General features: G+C 51.8%; 20 protein-coding genes. 19 read left to right on the top strand and 1 reads right to left on the bottom strand.

The features are described 5' to 3' along the window. The first annotated feature begins 408 nt into the window (after positions 1–408). The 7 genes from ABEA66_RS03705 (at position 409) to ABEA66_RS03735 (ending at position 7,163) form a co-directional block, all read left to right on the top strand. Positions 409–1,005 (top strand): CD3073 family putative ECF transporter S component, encoded by a 597-nt coding sequence (locus ABEA66_RS03705; protein WP_079912603.1) that lies wholly within the window; start codon positions 409–411, stop codon positions 1,003–1,005. Further along, the gene (locus ABEA66_RS03710) at positions 992–1,486 is read left to right on the top strand and encodes a CD3072 family TudS-related putative desulfidase (protein WP_079912602.1); all 495 of its coding nucleotides are present in this window, start codon (positions 992–994) and stop codon (positions 1,484–1,486) included. Before ABEA66_RS03705 ends, ABEA66_RS03710 begins: the two co-directional genes overlap by 14 nt. An 18-nt stretch (positions 1,487–1,504) precedes the next feature. Continuing rightward, positions 1,505–2,317, top strand: coding sequence for an ATP-binding cassette domain-containing protein (locus tag ABEA66_RS03715; protein ID WP_345586145.1), 813 nt, complete (start codon positions 1,505–1,507; stop codon positions 2,315–2,317). Further along, the gene (locus tag ABEA66_RS03720) at positions 2,314–3,222 is read left to right on the top strand and encodes an energy-coupling factor ABC transporter ATP-binding protein (RefSeq protein ID WP_345586147.1); all 909 of its coding nucleotides are present in this window, start codon (positions 2,314–2,316) and stop codon (positions 3,220–3,222) included. The genes ABEA66_RS03715 and ABEA66_RS03720 overlap by 4 nt, the downstream gene beginning before the upstream one ends. Further along, complete coding sequence (locus ABEA66_RS03725) at positions 3,201–3,992, top strand: energy-coupling factor transporter transmembrane component T family protein (protein ID WP_079912599.1); 792 nt, start codon at positions 3,201–3,203, stop codon at positions 3,990–3,992. Before ABEA66_RS03720 ends, ABEA66_RS03725 begins: the two co-directional genes overlap by 22 nt. A gap of 200 nt (positions 3,993–4,192) precedes the next feature. Further along, positions 4,193–4,885 carry a response regulator transcription factor gene (locus ABEA66_RS03730; protein WP_345586338.1) on the top strand — a complete coding sequence of 231 codons (693 nt, stop codon included), beginning with the start codon at positions 4,193–4,195 and terminating at the stop codon, positions 4,883–4,885. Beyond that, positions 4,863–7,163 carry a sensor histidine kinase gene (locus ABEA66_RS03735; protein ID WP_345586151.1) on the top strand — a complete coding sequence of 767 codons (2,301 nt, stop codon included), beginning with the start codon at positions 4,863–4,865 and terminating at the stop codon, positions 7,161–7,163. Before ABEA66_RS03730 ends, ABEA66_RS03735 begins: the two co-directional genes overlap by 23 nt. Here the strand turns inward: ABEA66_RS03735 and ABEA66_RS03740 are convergent. Next, positions 7,155–9,419, bottom strand: coding sequence for a helix-turn-helix domain-containing protein (locus ABEA66_RS03740; protein ID WP_345586153.1), 2,265 nt, complete (start codon positions 9,417–9,419; stop codon positions 7,155–7,157). The two genes, ABEA66_RS03735 and ABEA66_RS03740, sit on opposite strands and share 9 nt — an antisense overlap. Before the next feature lie 219 nt (positions 9,420–9,638). Between ABEA66_RS03740 and ABEA66_RS03745 the strand changes: the two genes are divergently transcribed. The 12 genes from ABEA66_RS03745 to ABEA66_RS03800 all read left to right on the top strand — a co-directional run bounded on the left by ABEA66_RS03745 (position 9,639) and on the right by ABEA66_RS03800 (position 23,077). Then, positions 9,639–10,544 carry an ABC transporter permease gene (locus ABEA66_RS03745; protein WP_079912596.1) on the top strand — a complete coding sequence of 302 codons (906 nt, stop codon included), beginning with the start codon at positions 9,639–9,641 and terminating at the stop codon, positions 10,542–10,544. A gap of 16 nt (positions 10,545–10,560) precedes the next feature. Further along, complete coding sequence (locus tag ABEA66_RS03750) at positions 10,561–11,442, top strand: carbohydrate ABC transporter permease (protein ID WP_079912595.1); 882 nt, start codon at positions 10,561–10,563, stop codon at positions 11,440–11,442. Positions 11,443–11,497: 55 nt separating this feature from the next. Then, the gene (locus ABEA66_RS03755; RefSeq protein WP_345586158.1) at positions 11,498–13,126 is read left to right on the top strand and encodes an extracellular solute-binding protein; all 1,629 of its coding nucleotides are present in this window, start codon (positions 11,498–11,500) and stop codon (positions 13,124–13,126) included. Beyond that, on the top strand, positions 13,126–14,217 hold the full coding sequence (locus ABEA66_RS03760) for a ComEC/Rec2 family competence protein (RefSeq protein ID WP_345586160.1): 1,092 nt from the start codon (positions 13,126–13,128) through the stop codon (positions 14,215–14,217). The genes ABEA66_RS03755 and ABEA66_RS03760 overlap by 1 nt, the downstream gene beginning before the upstream one ends. Before the next feature lie 14 nt (positions 14,218–14,231). Then, positions 14,232–15,251, top strand: a complete 1,020-nt coding sequence (locus ABEA66_RS03765) for a Gfo/Idh/MocA family protein (protein WP_345586162.1) — start codon at positions 14,232–14,234, stop codon at positions 15,249–15,251. Continuing rightward, complete coding sequence (locus ABEA66_RS03770; RefSeq protein WP_345586164.1) at positions 15,244–16,254, top strand: Gfo/Idh/MocA family protein; 1,011 nt, start codon at positions 15,244–15,246, stop codon at positions 16,252–16,254. The genes ABEA66_RS03765 and ABEA66_RS03770 overlap by 8 nt, the downstream gene beginning before the upstream one ends. Positions 16,255–16,375: 121 nt before the next feature. Further along, positions 16,376–17,464, top strand: a complete 1,089-nt coding sequence (locus ABEA66_RS03775; RefSeq protein ID WP_345586166.1) for a hypothetical protein — start codon at positions 16,376–16,378, stop codon at positions 17,462–17,464. A gap of 25 nt (positions 17,465–17,489) precedes the next feature. Then, positions 17,490–18,053, top strand: a complete 564-nt coding sequence (locus ABEA66_RS03780; RefSeq protein WP_192703663.1) for a HupE/UreJ family protein — start codon at positions 17,490–17,492, stop codon at positions 18,051–18,053. Positions 18,054–18,190: 137 nt separating this feature from the next. Then, positions 18,191–18,721 carry a hypothetical protein gene (locus ABEA66_RS03785; protein WP_345586170.1) on the top strand — a complete coding sequence of 177 codons (531 nt, stop codon included), beginning with the start codon at positions 18,191–18,193 and terminating at the stop codon, positions 18,719–18,721. Between the two features lie 337 nt (positions 18,722–19,058). Next, positions 19,059–19,316 (top strand): HPr family phosphocarrier protein, encoded by a 258-nt coding sequence (locus ABEA66_RS03790; protein WP_079912587.1) that lies wholly within the window; start codon positions 19,059–19,061, stop codon positions 19,314–19,316. A 46-nt stretch (positions 19,317–19,362) separates the two neighbouring features. Beyond that, positions 19,363–21,102, top strand: coding sequence for a phosphoenolpyruvate--protein phosphotransferase (gene ptsP / locus ABEA66_RS03795; protein WP_345586172.1), 1,740 nt, complete (start codon positions 19,363–19,365; stop codon positions 21,100–21,102). A 112-nt stretch (positions 21,103–21,214) separates the two neighbouring features. Further along, complete coding sequence (locus tag ABEA66_RS03800) at positions 21,215–23,077, top strand: BglG family transcription antiterminator (RefSeq protein ID WP_377740233.1); 1,863 nt, start codon at positions 21,215–21,217, stop codon at positions 23,075–23,077. Positions 23,078–23,079: the final 2 nt, after the last annotated feature.

Consider the following 23,079-nt stretch of genomic DNA (forward strand, 5'->3'; position numbering starts at 1 on the left):
TGGCTGCCCCGCGCGCAGCAGGGATTCACGATAGAACAGATACGCAAGCAGGCCGTGAAGATGGAAGCATGCCACAAACAAAATTGACTTCCTTCCGTGACTACCGAAGAAACATTGCAAAAAGGACATCGCTCTCCTTAGTGGAGAGAGGGTGTTCTTTTTTTCTTCTTGACAAAATCTCCGATTTCGGGGAATGACTATTGACTAATAGGCAAAAACTCATTAAATTATTTACAAGTTATACTATAACTTTACTAGGATTTATATTCGTCGGTAGGGAACATTCGTAAGGCGCCAATATGTTGCCTCGTTTATGTACAAAGGGGGAATTCGGATTCGCTTATAAAGCACGATCTTTCTGTTAAGAAAGCATTGTTTTTATTCTTGAATCCTCGGAGGTAATTTGGCATGAGAAACCAAAAAACAGTCATCATTACATTAGGGGCTCTGGCGGTCGCTATCAACGTGATCGCTGGCACCGTTGTCGGCAGTTTGAAAATTCCGTTTTTGTTTCTGGATACAGTAGGAACGATCTTTATGTCAGCTTTGTTTGGTCCGTTATGGGGGATGCTGGTAGGCATTCTTACAAATCTGGTGCTCGGTGTAACGAAATCGTATACTTCGATTCCATTTGCCGTCGTGAACGCGATTGCCGGTCTGGTTGTCGGCTGGATTTCCGTGAAGCGGGGATATACCCTCTCTTCATCGGTGATTGCAGGTATTATTCTGGGTATTGTATGCCCGGCGGTAGGGTCAGTCATTGCGATCGGCGTGTTCGGGGGATTGACCGGCGGGGCACAGGATATTGCCGTCTTGTGGCTGAAGCAAGCAGGATCGAGCGTATTCACGGCTGCCTTCCTGCCGAGACTGTTCGATAATCTGGTCGATAAAATATTGTCCGCTATTCTCGTTTATTACATTATCAAAGGAATTCCGCAATCGCTGCTAGGCCGTTCCGGACGTACTTTGCCGAAGCGAGGAGGTGTGTCTCATGAAGCGAAGTAAAAAAATCATCGTAGCTTCCCATTGCGTACTGAATCAAAATGCCGTCGTATCTCATGAAGCAAGGAGTCCGGGAATCATGCGGGCGGCTGTAGAGTGGTCCGATGAGCAAGGATACGGGATCGTACAGCTGCCGTGCCCTGAGTTTACCTTCCTTGGGCCGGAACGTCCGCCTATGACGGTAGAGGAGTATGACACACCCGAGTTCCATGCGCATAATCGGCGCATTCTGGCACCGGTCATTGAGCAGCTGAAGGTATATCAGGATCACGGATATGAGATCGTAGGGGGACTCGGGATATCAGGCAGTCCCTCATGCGATCCGGGTAAAGGTGTATTTATGCAGGACCTGCTTGCCCTAGCGTCGGAAGAAGGTGTTCATATCGATTTCTTCTGGCAAATTCCGAACACGGAAGACGGTACTTTCGATCCTCGTGATGACAAAAGCGTATTCGGTTCTACCAGAGCGGTATCGAACGGGTAAAGGGGGCGTGAAAAACCGATGATATCGATTCGAGACGTTTCGTTTTCTTACTTCGGGGCGGAGTCGAATGAATGGGCTCTGCGGGACATCGATCTCGATATCGCTCCGAATGAATTTATAGCTTTACTGGGGCCGAACGGCTCCGGCAAATCTTCCTTGTCGAGGCTGTTGAACGGGATCGAATTGCCGACGAAGGGAGCCATCACGGTTGAAGGCATAAGTACAGCCGATCCAGTAGGGATCTCCGCCATTCGCCGTGTCGTGCAGATCGTATTTCAAAATCCGGAAAATCAACAGGTCGGCGTAACGGTCGGGGAGGATATCGCTTTCGGTCTGTCCAATATCGGCTGGCCGCAGCACGATATCCGGGCGCGAACGGAATGGGCGCTTCAGCTGGTGAATTTGCCGGTGGATGAGGATCGGCTTGTAGCACACTTGTCGGGCGGCGAGAAGCAGAAGCTGGCACTAGCCTCCGTACTGGCGCTCTCTCCCCGGTATTTGATCCTGGATGAATCGACCTCTATGCTCGATCCTATCGCCAGAAGACAGTTCGTCGACATCCTGCATGCGGCTCGCCGGGCACAGCCGTTTGCGGTCATTTATATTACACATCATTTGGAAGAAGTAGTGAATGCCGATAGGCTGGTATTGTTCGAAAAAGGACGTATCCGCGCGACCGGCAAACCGGAACAGCTGCTGCTGGAGGGAGAACTGTTGGAGGCTTGCGGTCTGGAGCTTCCGTTTGAGAGAAGCCTTGCATTGTCTTTACGCAAAGCGGGCATTCCTATATCGGCTTCTCCCGACCTGGAAGAATGGAGGAGATGGCTGTGAATATAGAGCTGGCAGAAGTTTCTTTCTCCTATAAGAAGCGACGCAGAAACACGAAGGTTACGGAGCTTCCTCTTGTGCTGGATCATGTCAACGTAACGGTTCGGAGCGGAGAAATGCTGGCGGTTGCAGGAAAATCTGGTTCAGGCAAATCTACTTTTATGCAGCTGCTGAAAGGCTTTTTAAAGCCCAGCTTTGGTAGCATGCTGATAGATGGAATCGATCCGTATGCGGCCAAGCGGCCGGAGCTTTTTGACCGGGTCGGCTTTATTTTTCAATATCCCGAGCATCAGCTGTTCTCCGCCACAGTAGCGGAGGATGTGGCGTTCGGCCTGCGTCACAGCGGTCTTGCGCCGGAGCAAAAACATGAGAAGGTCAAGCAGGCCATGAACGCGGTAGGGCTCGATTACGCTACCTATGCGGAGCGCAGTCCGTTCGAGCTGAGCGGAGGAGAGAAACGGCGTGTCGCCATTGCGGGCGTGATCGTACTGGAGCCGGAGATCATCATTCTAGATGAACCGACCGCCGGCCTTGATTATCCATCGAGAACCGCGCTCTTCGCTATGCTCCATCAGCTGAATGAGGAGCGGGGCACGACGATTCTTTGGGTCAGCCATCAGCTGGAAGAGATGCTGGAACACGCCTCCCGCATGCTGATATTGAAGGATGGCAGCTTCATAGCCGAAGGAACGCCTGATGTGCTGTTATCCGACAGGGCCGTACTGGATGCGATGGGCTGGGAACAGCCAGCTGCACTGGCGCTGGCCCAGCTAGTGCTGGACACTCACGGAATTAAGCTTCCGCATCCTTGGGATGTCAGTGAAGTTGCATCGGTGCTCCTGGAGCTGCTTCAGCGCAAATTGAAATCGGATAGCGAGGGGATATCATGGCCGCAGCAAGCTATTTGATTTATCAAAAGAAGAACTCTTGGCTTGAACAATGGGATCCGCGAATGAAGATCGTGGCCGCCGTTCTGTTCGCAATAGGTCTTCTTGCATCCCACAACTTGGGTATGAAGAGCTTTATGATCATCCTGCTGATTGCTTTATGGGGGATTGCCAAATTATCGTGGCGGGTGCTGGCCGTAACGACGCTTTCCCTGCTGTTGTTTTTTGCTTCGACGATGGTGTACCAAGCCATGCTTCTTTCGGTGCCAGGGGAGAGGATGATTCAGTGGGGCCCTTTGCAGTTTTCATATGAAGGGGCTATCAAAGGGATTTTGATGTGCGAACAGATTCTCGGCATCGTAATAGTCTTGTCGCTCGTTGTCAGAACAACCTCACCCATCATATTGGCAGAAGGGCTAGAGCTCTTGTTAAGCGGGCTGAAAAAGTGGAAAGTGCCGGTTCACGAAGCCGTCATGATGTTCTCTATAGCGCTGCGGTTTCTGCCGCTTCTGCTGGAGGAATTCGATAAAATTCGTAAGGCTCAGACCGCGCGAGGAGGCGGATTTCACCGCAAAGGGGTGCTGGCCCGGTTTCGTGGAGTCCTGCCGATGCTTGTGCCATTGTTCGTTCTAGCGATCGTAAGAGCCAAAGATTTGGCGACAGCCATGGAATCCCGCTGCTACACGGGGGATGAGGGGCGGACTCCGATCCGCCTCTATCGATTCACATTCCAGGACTACGCGGTACTTGCGTCGTCGGTATTGCTTCTTGTTTTGATGGTTTGGCTGTAAGTAGGGCTGCTTCTTAAGCGGGTGTATAGCTGCTTGAGGAGCAGCTTTTTTTGTATTTACGCCAACCGGATTCTTAAGAAATTTGTCAGACTTTTTATCGTACATTTGTTAAAATTATCTCTTACTATAAAGATGACGGGACGACTTGGAGAAGACCCGATACCCTTTACATAGCAAGGTGGATGAAGCTGATGATAACAATGCAAACCTATCATGTGCTGGTTGTGGATGATGAATCGGAAATTCGGGACGCGATTGAAATTTATTTAAAACATGAAAATTTGAAAGTATATCAAGCGGCTAATGGATTGGAAGCTCTGGATCTGCTGGACAGGGAAGACATCCATCTGGTTATTCTGGACATTATGATGCCTGAATTGGACGGCATCCGGACGGCGCTGCGCATACGCGAGAATAAGAATATCCCGATTCTGATGCTTTCTGCGAAGTCGGAGGACACTGATAAAATTCTCGGCTTGAATGTCGGAGCCGATGATTACATGACCAAGCCGTTCAATCCGCTGGAGCTGGCGGCCCGCGTGAAATCGCAGCTGAGAAGATATACGAACCTCGGGAACTATAAGCCGAACGAGGACGAGCTTGAGGTACGGGGGCTTGTGTTGAACCGGCGCACCAAAACCGTCTCTGTGGACGGAACGGAGGTTCGTCTCACGGCCACGGAATACAAAATTCTTGAGCTGCTGATGGAGAACCGGGGAAGCGTTTTTTCCATTGAGGAAATCTATGAGAAGGTGTGGAAGGAGCCCTATTGGAATGCGGACAATACGGTGGCTGTCCACGTGCGGAGAATCCGGGAGAAGATCGAAATCAATCCGCGGGAACCCAAATATTTGAAGGTGGTGTGGGGCATTGGCTACAAAATTGAAAAATAAAGCGCTGGCTGCGGCAGCAGTATGTATCACGGTTCTATGGGCTATATCCGCTCTTTGCTTCATCGATTCCTTCAAGCATGCCTCCTACCTGGATACAGACTATTATGCCAAGGGCGGACCGCTCTACAGCCGAATATATCATTTTTATACGATGCTGAAGGTGCAGTATATCGATCCCGACTCGAGCTACAAAAATTACAGTCAGAAGCTGGATATCGAGAAAATCGGCAAGGCGGAGTACGATGCCTTAAAAGAGAAGGCTTACCGGGAAGCCGATCAAGGGAAAGAGGCCAGAGAAGCGAGCATTAGGCAAAGCTATGCTTTGAAGATGGAGCAGGCAGAGAAGTCGGGCAATGCCGATCTAACGGCTCAGCTGACGGAGGAGCGCAATCAGAAGCTGGCTGAGTCGCAGCAACTCGGGGACCGGCTCTTGGCAGAGATGGTCAAGAAACGTATTGCCGTCCTCGATCAGGAATACGCGGATCGGCAAAAACAGCTGGATGCTTATAACGACGCCATCTTTTACTTTATTCGCGATAACGAAACCAATGAGACGTATACGAATATGAATCCAGCTCCGTCGAGTGCGGAGGACTTGACCAAGACGGCATTGTACCGCGAAGCCGCGCAGAGCATTGCCCTTCCTTTGTCCCCGGAGATGTATACGTCGCTGCCGTACAAAGACTTTACATCCTCCTTGCAGTTTATGAGCAACTCATTCGAGGATAGGCATCTATCCGGCTTATTGATCCTACCCGAGAACGCTCTGTACAGTAAGTCTATTAACAAAGATTACACCTATTATTTATCTGTAAGAGAGCGGATTATAAAAGAGCTTATTCTAGGTGGAGTCTGCCTTATCGGCGCACTGGGATTCATGCTGTACTGGAGGCGCAGCGGCGCAGCCCGCATTTTGTTTCAAGAGAGCCGTACGGCTGCCCTGTGGCGCCGTATTCCGCTGGATGTGAGAGCGCTGCTTATGCTTCCGGCGGCATGGATCGGCTGGGGCTGTGCCGTTGATACCGCATTCTTCTTCCGGCTGCCTCTGCGGTTTGAACATGTGTATCAATTGAGCGCACTCTCTCTATGTATCTTTTATTTGCTGTTCCACTTGGAAGAAGCGCTATGGTTATTCCGCCGCCGCGATACCCTTCGCGAGCTGAGACAGCGATGCCTGTACCGTCGGGCGAAGGGCTCCATTGGAAGCCGACTGACGACCAAAGGAGTAATGTTCAAGGCCGGTCTCTTGTTCGTCCTTACCGTGCTGATCGGGCCGGTGCTCCTCATGCTGAAGCAATCCATGCTGTACGGTTCCGGCGGGGGCGCGATGGTAGGCCTGCTTTATCTCGCCCTGTTCGCCGCCTGGGTCGGCCCTTATGCGCTGCGGAGAATCCGCATGCTGAATCAAATGACGGCCTTCTCCTCCGAGATGGCGGCAGGCCGGTTCCCGGAGCCTATCGAGGCCAAAGGCCGCGGAAATCTCCCGCAGCTCGCACAGCATCTGAACCGGATGCGGGAAGGATTTCAGGCTTCGCTTGAAAACCAAGTAAGGAACGAGCGGCTCAAAACGGAGCTGATCACGAACGTATCGCATGATTTGAAAACGCCTCTGACGTCGATCTTGAACTACATCGATCTTCTCAAGCAGAAGGAGCTGACGGCGGATGAAACGGCGCGCTGCGTGGACGTGCTGGACCGGAAATCGCAGCGGTTGAAAATATTGATCGATGATTTGTTCGAGGCTTCCAAAATGTCCAGCGGTGCGGTGGAGCTGACGATCGAGGAGGTTAATGTCTCAGCGCTGCTGACCCAGGCACTCGCCGAATACAGCGATAAAATCGATTCCTCCGACGTGACCTTCCGTGTGCAGATAGCCCATCCGCATATTCTGGCCCGGCTGGACGGCAACAAAACATGGCGAGTGTTCGACAACCTGCTGAGCAATGCGCTGAAATATTCTCTGCCTCATTCGAGGGTATATGTCTCCCTGGAAGAACAAGCAGGCCAGATCGTCCTGACCATGAAAAACGTCTCCGCCTACGAGATCGATTTTGAGGTGGAGGAGCTGTTCGAGCGGTTTAAACGCGGAGACCGGTCCAGACATACGGAAGGGTCCGGCTTAGGGCTGGCGATCGCCAAGAGCATCGTCGAGCTTCAGCAGGGACAATTGAAGATTGAGATCGACAGCGATTATTTCAAAGCGATCGTGACATTCCCCCAAGAGGCTCCCTCCCCGAAGGAGGGGCCAAGTGACTTGTTGATGTCATATTCAATGTAACGATTCCTGCGTCACCATAGAGGTTCTGCGGTATTCGCTTGGCGTCATTCCGGTCCATTTCTTGAACATCCGGTTGAAGGACGTGCTGTTGCGGTAGCCGATCTGCTGGCCAACGTCATTAATGCTGGTATCGGTGCCGGACAGCAGCTCCTGGGCTTTGCGGATGCGGATATCGTTCAGATGATCGCTGAAATTCGTGCCGGTCTTCTCCTTGATATACACGGACAGGTAGGCGCTGGACATGTTCAGCTTATCCGCCAAATAATCCAAGGATAGCTCTTCGCCGTACTTCGTATGAAGATGATCCATGACGAAGGTGATGATTGGGTCGCTTTCCCCTTTTTTCTCCGTAATCAAGGCTGCTGCCAGCTGGAGCAGGTCACGGTAGGCTTGCTTGTACTCCATAAGCGTGCAGCAGTCCTTCAATTTCTGCATCAGCGGCTTAAGCGCCCACGAATCGCCCTGCTCGATTTTATAAATATCCATAAACTTCCAAACTTTGGCTTCGATCGATTCCGCAAATAGAGTAAACTGCGTAACGCTGGCTTCCTTGCTGGCCATTTCGTCAAGAAACCGCTCTATGAGTAAAATGGCCCCCGTATCATCCCCGGCCTGAAGGGTGGCGTTCAATTCCTGATCCTGCGCCGGGCTTAAAGTAAAGGTAGCGGGGAGAGGACGGCTGCCGAACATGATTTGGGTTTCTTCCACCAGTCTTGCCTGACGAACGATCTCCAGCACCTGCCGGTAGGCGTGATTGAATTGGGAGGAATGCTCGAACCAGGAGCTGACGGCTATAGTGAACAGACTGTAGTCGCTGTCCCGATCGAACACGATCTTAAGCTCCTGCAGCACCTCTTCAATCAATTCCTGCTCGTACCGACCGCTGATAACTGTCAAAATTTGATTCTTCTCCATCTGAAAGGTGTGGCATCCGGGTATTTTCTCCGAGAACATCAGCGAGATATGCTCCCGGAAATAGTAAGCCGCCCGGTCCTGCTTCAGCACCAATTCGTCAAAAGGACCGCTGCGGAATCTTAGCAGGAAGAGCACAATCGTAAAGCTTTCCTCTGCGGCTATGAAATCCTTCCATTCATTGATATCCGTGTTAATGCTTTTCAATTTATTAATGTAATTATAGCTTTTGAGTATCGACTGCTTGCTGGACAGCTCGGTTTGAACGATATTTTTCTCCTCTGCAAGATCGAGTATTTTTTGATGGATAAAGGCGAATTCGCTGATGGAGCTGATCATATCCGCGCTTTGCCCGTTCACGATGGAGGAGATCAACTGCTTGACCGGCCGGTTGATCCGCTTGCTGTAGAAGAAAGATGCAGCAAGCGCTATCGCGATGGACATGATGAAAATAACCAGCAGAGTGACCATCAGCCGGTTCAGCTGAGCGGCGATAGCGGCATTAGGTACAGCCGTAATATAGGTGAGCCCTTCGCTGTCCTTTTCCTTGAAATAATAGATGCCGTTCTTCAGCTCATAATCCAGGCCGGAGGCAAAGGAAGGAAGCTCTTCGTCAGATTGCTCTCCCGATGAACGGTATATCATGGCATTGTCCTTATCCAGTATCATGAATTGACGCGAATGATCGTTATCGTCGAAGAACGCCTGCTGCGATTTGCTGATATCCAAATAGGCCGTAACCATATAGCTGCTGTCCGGAAGCTTGAAGCTGATGGGCAGCAGTTCTTTCTTGTCCGGAATGTTCCAGGCGGTTTGAAACCCGGAAGCGGGCAGCAGGGTGAAATTGGACTGCCGGGTTAGCTGGGATTCCCAGAACGATAATGGATAAATCCCGCTCGTATACAGCTGGTTGAACTGATCCTCCGCATTGCTGCTGCCTTCTTTATCGAATGTAATGGAACCGGTGCCGAAATACACGACGATATTATCCAGGAACAGCTGCGGAGTATATACCTCGGTTCGCAAGCCTTCGATAATTTTTTTCCCTTGAAGGTAGTCGACGTCCTTGGACGGTTTGGTCGCCAGCTGCCGGTTAAAGCCCGTTACATCCGTATCGTTATACATTTTATAGAGCACGGACTTGATTCTGGCAAAATGCGTGTTGTAACGCTCCGCTGTATTTTGCAGGCTCAGCCGGTTGAAGCGGATAAGCTCCTCCTGATATTTGCTTTTAAAAAACGCGAACGCAACCATGTTGAACGTGAAGAACAACAGAATGATGACCAAAAAGCTGATAAGAATGGTAAAAAACAAAGAAGTTTTTTTGGTGCGGATTCGTTTCATTCGAGTGACCCCTTTGACAACTTTGGCTGTTTCTTTATCTTACAAGATGCGGTTCCAACAGGGAAGGAACAAAATTTTAGATTCTTATCACTTTTTTAGAAACCAAGGTAAAGCCGGAAAACCAAAGAAAAGACAATAGGCAGGACGCCGCAAGTCGTCGTATGATCCGAAGCAGGAACAAGAACACCAAGAGCGTGTAACGCAGAAAGGAAGGTGACCATGAATACAGCGATCAAACGAATACGAAGAAATGCGGACTTGTATCTGCTGTTCCTGCCGGTCCTGATTTTCTTTATCGTATTCGAATATGTGCCCATGTATGGGGTCCAGATTGCTTTCAAGGATTTCATTGCAACCAAAGGAATATGGGGGAGTCCGTGGGTCGGGTTCAAGCATTTTGAACGCTTTTTCTCGAGCTTCTACTTTTGGCGGATTATGAAAAATACGCTGGGCATCGGCTTGTACCAGCTCCTGGTCGGCTTTCCCGTACCTATTCTTCTGGCGCTTATGATTAATGAAGTGCGCTCAAGCCTGTACCGCCGGTTTATTCAAACGGTAACGTACGCGCCGCATTTCTTATCGACCGTCGTTGCGGTCGGGATGATCATGATGTTTCTTGCGCCGGAGAGCGGGATGATCAACCTGCTGATCCAATGGTTCGGAGGAGAACCGATTGCATTCCTGACCGATCCGGCCTGGTTCAAGACGGTCTACGTGTTATCGGGTGTGTGGCAGCAGATGGGCTGGAGCTCCATTATTTATTTGGCCGCCTTGTCCGGAATCGATCCGCAGCTTCATGAAGCCGCAAGAATGGACGGAGCCAGCCGGCTGCAGCGCATTTGGCATATTAATCTGCCGGGCATTATGCCGACGGTCGTGATTCTGTTGATCCTGAACGTAGGCTCGATCCTCGGAGTTGGATTTGAAAAAGTATTCCTGATGCAAAATTCGCTGAATATGTCCGCATCCGATGTCATATCCACGAACGTCTACCGAAGCGGTATTCTAGGGGCTGAGTTCAGCTATTCCTCGGCAGTCGGCCTGTTCAATTCGGTCGTCAATTTCGTGCTGCTGCTGTCGGTGAACCGGATCGCGCGCAAAGTAAGTGAAACGAGTCTATGGTAGGAAGGGGGAGACTGCAATGCTCGAAAGCCGGGCAGATAAAGGGATCGAGATACTCATTTATATCATTCTGGCCTTAGTGACCGCATCTGTTCTGTACCCTCTGGTCTTCGTACTGGTTGCTTCGATAAGCAGTCCGGAGATGGTGATCCGGGGAGAAGTATGGCTGTGGCCCAAAGGGCTTACGATGGTAGGGTACGAGCGTATCTTTCAAAATAAAGAAATTTTATCCGGCTACACGAACACGATTGCCTATACGCTGGTAGGAACGGCGATCAATCTGGTCATGACGGTAGCGGCTGCGTATCCGTTGTCCCGCAAGGACTTTTACGGACGCAATGTATTTACCGCGCTCATTCTGTTTACGATGTTTTTCAGCGGAGGCATGATTCCTACTTATTTGCTCATCAAGAAGCTCGGGATGCTGAACACCTTCTGGGCCTTGGTCATTCCTTCCGCCGTGTCCGTGTGGAACATCGTCATTATGCGGACCTTCTTTCAGAACAGTATTCCGAATGAAATTCAGGAATCCGCTTCCATCGACGGCTGCTCGAATATGCAGACGCTGGTCCGCATCGTGCTGCCGCTATCGGCGCCGATCCTTGCCGTCATGGTGCTGTTCTACAGCGTAGGGCACTGGAACGCGTACTTTAATGCGCTGATCTATTTGACAGACCGGGCCAAATATCCGCTGCAGCTCATCCTGCGGGAAATTCTGGTGCAGGGGCAGATGCAGGAGATGGTGGACGTAAGCGATTCCACACTCGCCAAGAGCGTTATGGATGCCGAGGCGATCAAGTATGCGGCGGTTATCGTGGCGAACCTTCCGGTGCTGCTGCTGTATCCGTTTTTGCAAAAATATTTTGTCAAGGGCATCATGGTCGGGGCCATAAAAGGCTAGCTTGATACAAGATTACGCTATAATGAAAATGGAATGATCCGAGGAGGAACTGGATATGAAAAAACGCAATAAGTGGATCGCTTCAATGCTTACAATGACGATGGCGGGCGGGATGCTTGCAGCCTGCTCCTCGAATTCCGACAACGGCGGTGCGGCGAAGCCGGGTGCCGATGGTACGGGCAAGAATGTGAATCCAAGCGGAATGCCGATTGTGAACGAGCCGCTGTCGTTGAAGTTTTTTACGGGGAAATCGCCTACCAACGGCAATAAGTTCGAGGATACGCTGGTATGGAAGGAGTACGCCAAGCAATCCAACATTAACGTTGCCTTCGAGCTCGTTCCTTTCGAAAATTTAACCGAGAAGAAAAATCTTGTTCTCGCAGGCGGCGATTACCCGGACGCTTTCTATTCTGCCAGACTATCCGCAGCGGAGCTCTCCAAATACGGAAGCCAGGGTGTCTTCATCAAGCTGAACGATCTGATCGACCAATATGCGCCGAATTTCAAGAAACTGATGGAGAAATATCCGGATATCAAAAAGGGTCTGACGATGCCGGACGGCAATATTTATTCGCTTCCTTCGTTCTATGATCCCACCTTCCTGCCGATGCTGATCGGAACTCCGCTGTGGGTCAACAAGGAATGGCTGGATAAGCTGGGAATAGAAGAACCCAAGACGACAGAGGAATTTTACCAATATTTGAAGAAAGTAAAAGAAACGGATCTTAACGGAAACGGTCAGCACGATGAAATTCCATACAGCAGCGCCGGTATCGGTAACCTGATCAATCAGGTGAAAGGTGCTTGGGGTCTTGGCAACCGGGGACTCGGACATCCTTATGTCGACATTGATCCTGCCACGAACAAGCTGAGATTCACGAAGACCGACCCGAAATATAAGGAATTGCTGCAATATGTGAACAAGCTGTACGCGGAAGGCCTGCTGGACAAAGAAATCTTCACGATAAAAGACAGCGCGCTTTATGCCAAAGGACAGAAGGGAGTGCTCGGCTCCACCGTTATTCCGAATCCGGCTACACTGATGAATCAGAAAAATTATATCGGTCTGGGCGCTCTGAAAGGGCCTCATGGCGATCAATTGTACTCTCATGTCAAAGTGCCTATGGTCCATGTCGGCGCATTTGCGATCACCAACAAGAACAAAAATCCGGAAGCTACGCTGCGATGGATGGATTATTTCTACAGCGAGGAAGGCGCGAAGTTCTACTTCATGGGCCAGAAGGACGTGACATATAAGGAGGGGGCTGACGGAAAGCTCGAGTATGTCGAGGACATTACCAAAAATCCTCAAGGCTTAACGCAGGACCAGGCTTTGGCCAAATACTTCACATGGCTCGGGGGCAGCTACCCGGGTTATGTGCAGGAGAAATATTTCAAGGGCTCCGAGACGCTGCCTGAGGCGCTTGCCACCGGTAAAAAAGCCCAGCCTTATGCTGTGAAGGAAATATGGAACAACTTCAACTTCACCGATACCGAAACCGAATTGATGTCCTCGATCGGCAAGGATATTCAGTCTTATGTCACCGAGATGGAAGCGAAGTTCGTTAACGGCTCCGCATCGTTCGATGAATGGGACAAATATGTGGCTACGGTACAAAAAATGGGTCTCGATCAATATATGAAGACGTACCAGGCCGCTTACGAAAGGTACAGTAAAAAATAATGACGGAGCGGGAGCCTAGAGGGAATCAAGGCGATGCTCCCGGAAGCAAGAGCCGTTGGCGCAGACGGCTCGAGCTGGCCGGGGCGGCGCTGGTGCTGCTCGCCCTTATTGCCGTCGGCTGGCACCAATGGAAGCCAGTGCAGCCGTCGGAGCCTGCGGAGGCATCCACTGCGGCACCAAGCACGACGCCTGCAGACAAGCTGCGCACCGCGGAGATCTTCGACGCCGGTAGGCACCAAGGGCTGCTGACCGTCCGGTATTTGTACTTGGACGGGGATGTGCTGATGGGCGACAGCATCGTGATACAGTCGCCCGACGGCAAAACCATGCTCATTGATGCGGGAGTCAATGACGCAGGTCAGCAGGTAGTGAACTATTTGAACAAGCTGGGGATTAACAGTATTGATATAGCTTTGAATACCCACCCGCATTCGGACCATATCGGCGGCTTCGCCTCGGTAGTGAGCAGCAAAGAAGTGAAAGCCTTCTATATGGAGAACTTTCCCTATACCAACTCAAGCTACTACCGCCGTACGATGGAAGCCGTCAATGCCAAGAAAATCCCGGTGACCTATCTTGAGGAAGGCTCTGCCTTCCAGTTGGGCAGCGACGTATTCATCGAGGTGCTGAGCCCGCCGAAGGGGGCGCTGCCGGATGCAATCAAATCGTACTCGGCAGCGGAAATTAATGATTTTGCTTTGGTATTCAAGCTGACGTACAAAGATACATCGTTCCTGTTCACGGCGGATATATATAAGCATCGGGAGCTGGAGCTCATCGGCTCCTCTGCAGAACCGAAGCTGAAGAGCGATATGATGCATGCGCCTCATCACGGCAACGAATCGACATCCTCCTCGGAAGTATTTCTGAATACCGTGAGTCCGAAGATTTCCGTACTGAGCCAAAATCTGTTCGTCAGTCCGAATCTGATGGAGCGGTACAAGAAGAAAGGGATTACGGCGTATTCTACAGGAATGCACGGGAATGTGTTGATTACATCCGACGGTCAAACGATGAACGTCATAACGGAGCGTGAAGGCAAGCGTCCTATCAAGTCCGCCATGCCGGGAGCGCAAATGGATGAGAAATGAGGGGAGAACAGAAGATGAAGGCCGTTGTAGTAGGTTGCGGAATTATGGGCAGAACCCATGCGCGCAATTGGAGCTCCGTTCCCGGAGTTGAATTAGCCGCAGTTTGCGATATGGATAAGGAATTGGCGGAGAAAACGGCGCTAGCGAACGGTACGAAAGCATATACGAGCTTCGAGGAAATGCTGGCGGCGGAGCAGCCGGATATCGTCAGCGTCTGTGTGCCGACATACCTGCATAAGCCGCTCGTGCTGATGGCTGCGCAGGCAGGAGTTCACGTTGTGTGTGAGAAGCCAATTGCGCCGTCCCTAAAGGATGCGGAGGAAATGATAGCAGCATGCAGGCTTAACAATGTCAGGCTGTTTATCGCCCATGTGGTGAGATTTTTCCCTAGCTATAAGGATTTGGCCGCCAAGGTGCGGGCAGGTATTATCGGCGACCCGGGCGTCATGCATACGAAGCGGATCGGAGGCCATCCGGGACGTGCGAAGTCCTGGTATTACGATGAAGAGAAAAGCGGGGGCGTTATTCTCGATCTGCTGATTCATGATATCGACTATATGCGCAGCGTCTTCGGAGAGGCGGAGTCGGTGTTCGCGATGAAACGCACGACGGAAGCATTGGATTACGCGCTGGTAACGCTGCGGTACAAGAACGGCGCCATTGCGAATCTGGAGGGATACTGGGGATATCCCGGCCCGTTCACGACGGCGGTCGAATTCGCCGGGACCAAGGGCATCCTCCGGTTTCATTCGGATGATGCGGTTTCCCTGCGGGTACATACAGCGCGTTCGTCAGACGAGGAACGCCCTCGTGTCGCGGTGCCGAAGAGCCCGGCCTACCATGACCCCTATTATTATGAATTGGAGCATTTTGCCGAATGCCTGCGTAACGGTTCGGAGCCTGTCGTGAGCACAGGGGATGCGTACAAGGCTATGGAGATTGCTTTTGCCGCCATGGCTTCGGCTCAGACGGGCCAGCCTGTCCGGCTGGATACGGACGCACATGGCTTGAAGGGAGGAGTGCCGCATGTCTGAACCGAACAAAGTGAAAGTAGGGATGATCAGCTTTGCCCATTCCCATGGGCGCAGCTACTTTCGTGAGCTGGTATCGATGCCCGATGTGGACATCGTAGGAATATCGGATGAGAGCAGGACAAGAGTACAGCCTATACTGGATTCGTACGGGATCCCGTATTTCGAGGATTATCAGGATCTGCTCGCGATGGAGCAGCTGGATGCGGTCGTCATCTGCTCGGAGAACGTCCATCACGCCCGAATCACCCTAGCTGCCGCCAAGGCCGGCAAACACGTCATTTGCGAGAAGCCGCTCGGAACGACGGTGGAGGAGATGAAGGCGATGATCCGGGCTTGTGAAGAGAACGGAGTTCGCTTGATGACCGCCTTCCCATGCCGCTATCTGCCTGCGGTGGTTGAAGCGAAGGAGGCCGTCGACCGTGGAGATATCGGAGAGATTGTAGCGATCAAAGGTACGAACCGCGGCTCGATGCCGGGGAGCTGGTTCGTAGATCCCGCCTTGTCCGGCGGCGGTGCGGTGCTGGATCACACGGTCCATGTGATGGACCTGATGCGCTGGTTTCTGGGCAGTGAGCCGGACCGGGTATATGCCGAGATGGGGACGCTGTTTCACGAGCTGCCCGTCGAGGATGCCGGGATGGTACATGTGACGTTCACGAACGGAGCTGTTGCAGTCCTTGACACAAGCTGGTCGCGCAGCAAGTCGTTCCCGTTCTGGGGCGACGTGACGATGGAGATTATCGGAACGAACGGAACGATCAGCGTGGATGCGTTCGGGCAGAAGAACGAAGTGTACAATAACGATGCAGGCAAGGCCCAGTGGAGCCATTGGGGCGATCGGATGGATGCCTATATGCTGAAGGATTTTGTCCGGACGATTAAAGCAAACGGCTCCGTGCCGATCAGCGGCGACGACGGCATGCGGTCTGCAGCCGTTGCGCTGGCGGCATATGAATCCGTCAAAAGAAAAGCATCCGTCGCGATGAGCGAGATTATGGGATGAGTACGCGAGCGGCGTTTATCCATGGCTGGAGGCCGGGGTAAACGCCGTTTCCCGTTTGCCGTCAGGTATTGATCTATCAAGGGATAAGGCAGCGGGATGCCAAAAGAAAGGTAGGTGCCCAGTGGGCCGCCGCTTCATCGCTAGTATGGTTGGCTTCGCGATTGTGCTCTGCTTGTCCTGCTTGAGCGTTCAGGCGCATAACTACAATAACGGGTACTCCTATGTCACTATGAAGGAGAACACTATAGATTACGAGCTTCTGCTGCCGTTTCCAATGCTGCTGCAGTACGATACGAACGGCGATCAATCGTTGGAAGATGCGGAGCTTGAAGCGCATAAAGAAGCTATCAGCGTTTATGTGCTGGAGCATCTTGTGCTGTTCAATAATGAACAGCGAATGGAAGCGGAAGTGGTTAGCGTCCAGACGGCTGTTCAGAAGCAGACGGAGGATACCGTTGTGAGTATCGCGCTTGCCTTTCATTCCCCCATGTCCATCGGCAATGTTACGATACGCTACAAGCTGTTTATTCATGACCTGGATGCCGGGCATCAGAACTACATTCAGCTGTACAAGGAAGGCCATGAGCTTGCCGGACATTGGGTTGTGGAGAAGGATTCGGAAGCGGTCCGTTATATGCCGGACGGCAATGCGAAGTTTCATCCGGGGCAGCTAGGGACTTACATGGCGTACGGAGCACAGCATACAATTCGCAGTCTATTCGCCTGGCTTATCCTGTTGTGTATCGCAGCTTCTGGGAGATCTGTCAAAGAAACGTTTGCTTCGGTCTCCACGGCCTCGTTGTACAGCTTAATCGGCCTTACGGCAGCCGATAAGCTGGCTTCGAAGGTACCTGCTGCATGGCTGCATGATGCCGTGCTTATTGGACTTGGCGTCATGATGGTGTACTGGTGGACCAAGGCTTCAAAGAGCAGCGGGAGGGCTGTCTCCGCATTGCTCGGGCTTGTCTGGGGCACGGGTTCGTCAGGATTGATCGGGCAGCTGCAGCTGGATCATTCATTCCGAATGATCTCACTGCTTTTGTATGCATCCGGCGGTTGGCTTGCGTGGCTCGGCATCCTGTATGTCCTGCATATCGGGTCCCGGCAGCTTGCCGGACCGCTGCTTGCAACCGGCTGGAACCGTGGAATCGGATGGTTTCGCAAACCTGCGCTCATTCTGGTGTTCGTGGCGGCCTGGCTGGGCCTATAACCTATGGAAAGGAAGCGCAAGCGATATGGATTTGATGACCGTCGTGTTCATGTACATCAACCTGGGGCTGGAGCATATTCTTTCCGGCTATGATCATCTGCTCTTTTTATTGGCGCTGCTTATCGCCGCGGAGCGGTTTACCGCCATATTAAAAATCATTACCGCGTTCACCATCGCCCACAGCATTACTCTTTGTCTCGCTGCGCTCGGTCTCGTGCCGGTGTATCCCAAATGGATCGAGGCGGGGATTGCCCTCACGATATGTTATGTGGCCGTTGAAAATTTCTTCGTCAAGTCGTTCCATTGGCGCTGGATACTGACGTTCGTGTTCGGACTGATCCATGGTCTTGGATTTGCAAGTGCGATAAGTGAAATCGGGTTTCACCAAAGCTATCTGGTCACCTCGCTCATTTCTTTTAATGTCGGGATCGAGCTAGGGCAGCTGGGAATCGTTGCGATTCTGCTTCCGCTGTTTGTGCAGCTGCGGAGGCGAAAGCCGGTATACGCTTGGTTTTTCAGGGGAACCTCGGCATGTATTTTCGTCATAGGGCTGTATTGGCTGATCCAGCGTTTGGGATGGGCTGCGTGACTGGGTGCTAGCGGCTCATGATGGACTATTGCTGAGGCTCATGGAGCGCGGTAGCTCTATACGAAAATGCCTGAAGCAGATTGGGCTTATGGTGCATATAGTATAGATATCCATAGGCAAAGGTGGAATCTTGTACGATGGCACGGAATAATCCTTACGCGGCTACCTTCGATAAGCTGTACGGCCTGCTGCTGCAGCTGAGCGTCAGCGGGCAGCATATCCAGGACATTATGTTTCGTATGACCAACAAAGGACAATCTTTTCTTCCGCAGGCGTGGAGCGGATTTTATCATTTTTTCAACAAGGGGCTGTATTTTCATTATCGGGCTCAGGGCTTCGTAGAATGCTTCTTATCCACGGAGAGCTATTCCCCTAAATCCATTGGAATATGGGCGAATCAGCTGGTTTACCCGGCGAACGACGGCTTCAAGCAGGCGATGCTGTATTGGGACAAAGCCCGATATGCTCCGAACTTTGCTTCGCAGCCGGAGTTTGGCGAGCTGGAACGACAGCTGAGGACGTTCTGGGCTATTGAAGGCCAGATCATGGTGCAAACCAATGAACTGCTTGGAGCAGGGGTAGCTCCTGTATCGGCAACCGCATCTCTGGCCGAGTCCGGGCAATCTGATTCCCAAGATGGCCTCAACCAAGAGCAGGCGTTAGCTTAGGTCCGCGCTTTAATTGGATTGCATTACTCATGCAGGTGAAGAGGAACAAGCAAAGGCAGGCGATCGTTTCATCGTGACTTCGGCGCATGCCGCCCGCAATAACAGGAAACGATAAGTCGATTCTCCTTACGGAGGGTCGGCTTCTTTGTTTTTCAGTTCCCAACTGACTCGCCCATATTGCAGGAGATGTATTCCTGCAATATGCCTCACGAACGAAGGTGCAAAAGGTTGAATCTTTGCAACGCTGGAGTGTTAAGTTATTGTTAAAATGCAGATGCGGCTTACTGCTCTGTTATATGATAGCTATCAACAAGATTCTATAATCGGAGGAAAGAGGATGCAGAAGGAATTTACTATTGCGAATCCGTTAGGAATCCATTCAAGGCCTGCAGGGGATGTAATGAAAAAAGCGAAATCGTTTCCATGTGATGTGTTCATCACCAAGGCCGAAAAACGCGTCAATGCGAAAAGCATCGTCGGAGTGCTGGCGCTGGAAATGCGCTGTGGAGATAAAGTGATTGTGGAAACAAAGGGAGAGCAGGAGCAGGAAGCTTTGGATGCCGTCGGAGCCATGCTCGAATCGATTTTGGAATAGATAAGAGATATTGATTTGAATGACAGGATAAGGAGGTGGCGGTACTGTGCTGTTACAAGGGATTGCCGCTGCACCGGGAGTTGCTATGGGACCTGCGTTGGTCCTGAAGAACGATACCCATACGGTACAACGCTACGAGATCGCGCCGGAGCAAATACAGGAAGAAGCGGAGCGTCTGGAGGCACACATACGGCTTGCCATAAGCCAATTGGAAGCGCTTATTGAACAGACCCGGGCTGCAGTAGGTTCAGAGCAGGCCAAAATTTTTGAGTCCCAAATCTGGCTGCTCGAGGATGAGGAATTTACGGGAGCCGCGAAGGAAGCTATCCTCTCCAAACGCATCAATGCGGAGGCAGCCCTGGACGATGCATCGAAGGCGATCATCGGGATTTTCGAGAGCATGGAGGATGAGCATCTGCGGGAACGGGCAGCCGATATTCGGGATATTACGAACCGTGTGCTGAGGCTGCTCGAAGGTAAGGATGCGAGGCCGCAGCAGGAGTCGGGTGCTCCGGTTATTTTAGTCGCACATGACCTGACTCCGTCGGATACGGCTCAGTTGGACAGAAGTTCAACTGCCGGCTTCGTTACAGATATCGGAGGAAGGACATCGCACTCCGCCATTATGGCCCGTTCGATGGAAATTCCCGCCGTAGTAGGCTCGCGGGAAGGCACGGTCCAGGTGAGAACGGGAGATTACGTCATTGTGGATGGCAGCCTGGGCCAGGTGTATATCAATCCCGAGCCGGCAATTATCGAGGAATATAAAGCCAAGCAAATCCGGTTCGCAGCCCGCCGCGACGAGCTGAAGAAATACGGCGGACAGCCCAGCAGGACAGCGGACGGGCATCGGGTAGAATTGGTCGCTAACATCGGCAATGCGCAGGATGCACTGGCGGCTAAACAGAGCGGTGCCGAAGGGATCGGGTTATATCGGACCGAATTTCTGTACATGGGAAGACAGCAGTTCCCGACGGAGCAGGAGCAGTTTCAGGCCTATAAGGTCGCTGCCGAGATTTTTGGTAAAGATCAGCCCGTTATCATCCGCACGCTGGATATCGGAGGGGATAAAGAGCTGCCCTACCTGGATTTGCCGAAGGAAGCGAATCCATTCCTCGGCTACCGCGCCATCCGCATGTGTCTTGATGAAACGGAGCTGTTCAAGACGCAGCTGCGTGCCATAGTAAAAGCGAGCGCTTATGGAAATATTAAGCTTATGTTTCCAATGATTGCTACCCTGCAGGAGCTGAGACAGGCGAAAGCGCTGCTCGCCGAGGTACAAAACGAGCTGGAGTGGGAGAACGTCAAGTTCAATCGCTCAATGGAAGTCGGGATTATGATCGAGGTACCCGGGGCGGCACTCGTGGCCGATCAATTGGCCAAGGAAGCGGATTTCTTCAGCATCGGCACGAATGATCTCGTCCAGTATGTGATGGCGGCAGATCGGATGAACGAGCGTCTGGCCTATCTGAACGAACCGTTCCAGCCAGCGGTTCTCCGCATTATCGATCACGTCATTCAGGCCGCCCATCGCGAAGGCAAATGGGTCGGCATGTGCGGGGAAATGGCCGGTAATTTGACGGCGATACCTATACTGCTGGGGATGGGACTGGACGAATTCAGCATGAGCGGAGGGGCTGTACTCGCGGCTCGAGCGCTGCTCCATCAGCTGGATCGGCATGAGATGAAGCAGCTTGCAGATGAGGTGCTCCAGATGACCTCCTCAGAACATATCAAACTTCATGTGGAGAGCAGAGTACCGGCTATAGCCGAATGGAGAGCGTAAGGACTCGGCGGACTTGTCGGACACGAACTTATTGCAAACAGAGGTGAGTCCGATAGCACTTTCTACACGTTCACGAATGCTTCTCAAAAAAATGCTCCTGGATCCTGCGCCATTGAGGGTCAAGGAGCTTGCAGATCAGTTCAATGTAAGCGAACGGACGATCAAATACGATCTGGAAACGATTCGTGTCTGGCTGCAGGAGCAGGAGATTTTCATGCGCTCCAATCCGAGCAAAGGCATCTGGATCGAGTGTGACGAATCGGAGCGAACCGGACTGCTCAGTAAGCTGGAGGCTTCCGGGAGCCACGTCTTCGTCAACCAGCATGAACGCGCACGCGGTATCATTCTGGATTTGTTGCTTAGCGACAAGCATATCACCATCGGCGAGATGGTGAAGAAAAACGACGTCAGCCGCAATACGATTTTGTCCGATTTGGCGATTGCCGAGGCATTTTTCCGGGACTGGCAGCTGCTGCTCGAGCGCAGCCGGTTCGGCATTCGATTGATAGGAACGGAGAGGCAAAGGCGTACCGTTCTGGAGAAGGTCATTCATGATTTGCTCGACGGCAACGACATGCTTCAAATCGTCCAAGGCGTGGCCCAGCAGCAAAAGCCTGCGCTGCATTTTAACAAGGTATTGGCAAGATTTCTGGAGCCGGTCCAGGACTTGGACGCCCTGTTCGAAGCCTTGTCCCGAATTGTGAGGGAGACGGAAGCCGAGATCGGTGTACTCTTGTCGGACAGAGTTATCATCGGCGTATTTATCCGGCTGTGCATTGTAATTCAAAGGCAACGGCAGCAAGGTGAATTTGTGGAGAACGAGGCGAGAAGCCAGGAGCATGTCTCCGAGCACAGCCTGAGCATCTTCCGAATTTTTCGCAGAGTGCTCTCGATGCTCCCGGAGCATGAAACGATCTCGCTGACGGATGATGACGTATGGTTCGTCAGCTTGCAGGCTATCGGCATGGCTGCGCCTTTTCCATATGAGGTCAGCAAGGGCGAGGGTCTGCCGGATGTGTACACGATAACCCATGACATGATTCGGCATGTGACGGAGCAGATGCGGTTTCCTTTCTCGGAGGATCAAGAGCTGTTCAATAACCTGCTGGCTCATATGTCGGATAAGCTGACGAAGCACAGCTATGGTGTCGTGGAGCCGAATCCGTTGCTGAAGGAAATTATGCATTCCTACCGGACCATGTTCGATTATGTGAAGCAGGCTTGCTCGGATGTGTTAGGGCCGATAGGAATTCAGCTGACGGATCCGGACATCGCCTTTATCGTGCTTCATTTCCAGACAGCCTACGAGCGTAAAGCCGAACAGCAAAAGTGGAAGGCGCTTATCGTATGCGGAACGGGCAGAGGCACCTCGAAATGGCTTATGACGATCATTGAAAATGAAATCAAGCACCTTCAATTCGCGGCTTCCTGTTCGGTGATGGACGTGGAGAAGGTATTGGAGCAGGTGCCGGTGGACCTGGTCATCTCGATTTTGCCGGTGAACGTGAACGTGCCGGTCGTTGTGATTCATTCCATTCCCGGAAAGCGTGATTTTCAGGCGATACAGACGCAGCTGAATCAGCTCGGCAGCACTAAGGCGAGAGCGTCTGCGAGGAACACCGCGGGGCTCCGAAGACCTGAAAGGCTCGCGTATGATGCAGGGCAGCTGGAGAATATGGTGCAGGACATTATTTATACCGGCTACGATCTTAGCAGAGAGGTGATCGCTCATTTCAGAGACTATCTGAGCGATGAGCGGGCAGAGGGCTTGACCCTGCATCTTCTTTTTATGGTCAACCGGCTGCATTTTGGCACGGCCTACGCGCAGTACGGAGAGAGCCCTCTCTTAGGAAGCAAGGCAATGGCTTTGAAAGAGGAATTGAACATAGTATTGCAGAGGAAAAATGTAAGCGCTACAGAGGGAGAGCTGCATGCGATTCTGAGATATTTTGAACCTCTAGATAAAGGAGAATGACT

The sequence above is a fragment of the Paenibacillus vulneris genome (genome assembly GCF_039543185.1).
In the GTDB taxonomy this organism is placed as follows: Bacteria; Bacillota; Bacilli; order Paenibacillales; family NBRC-103111; genus Paenibacillus_S; species Paenibacillus_S vulneris.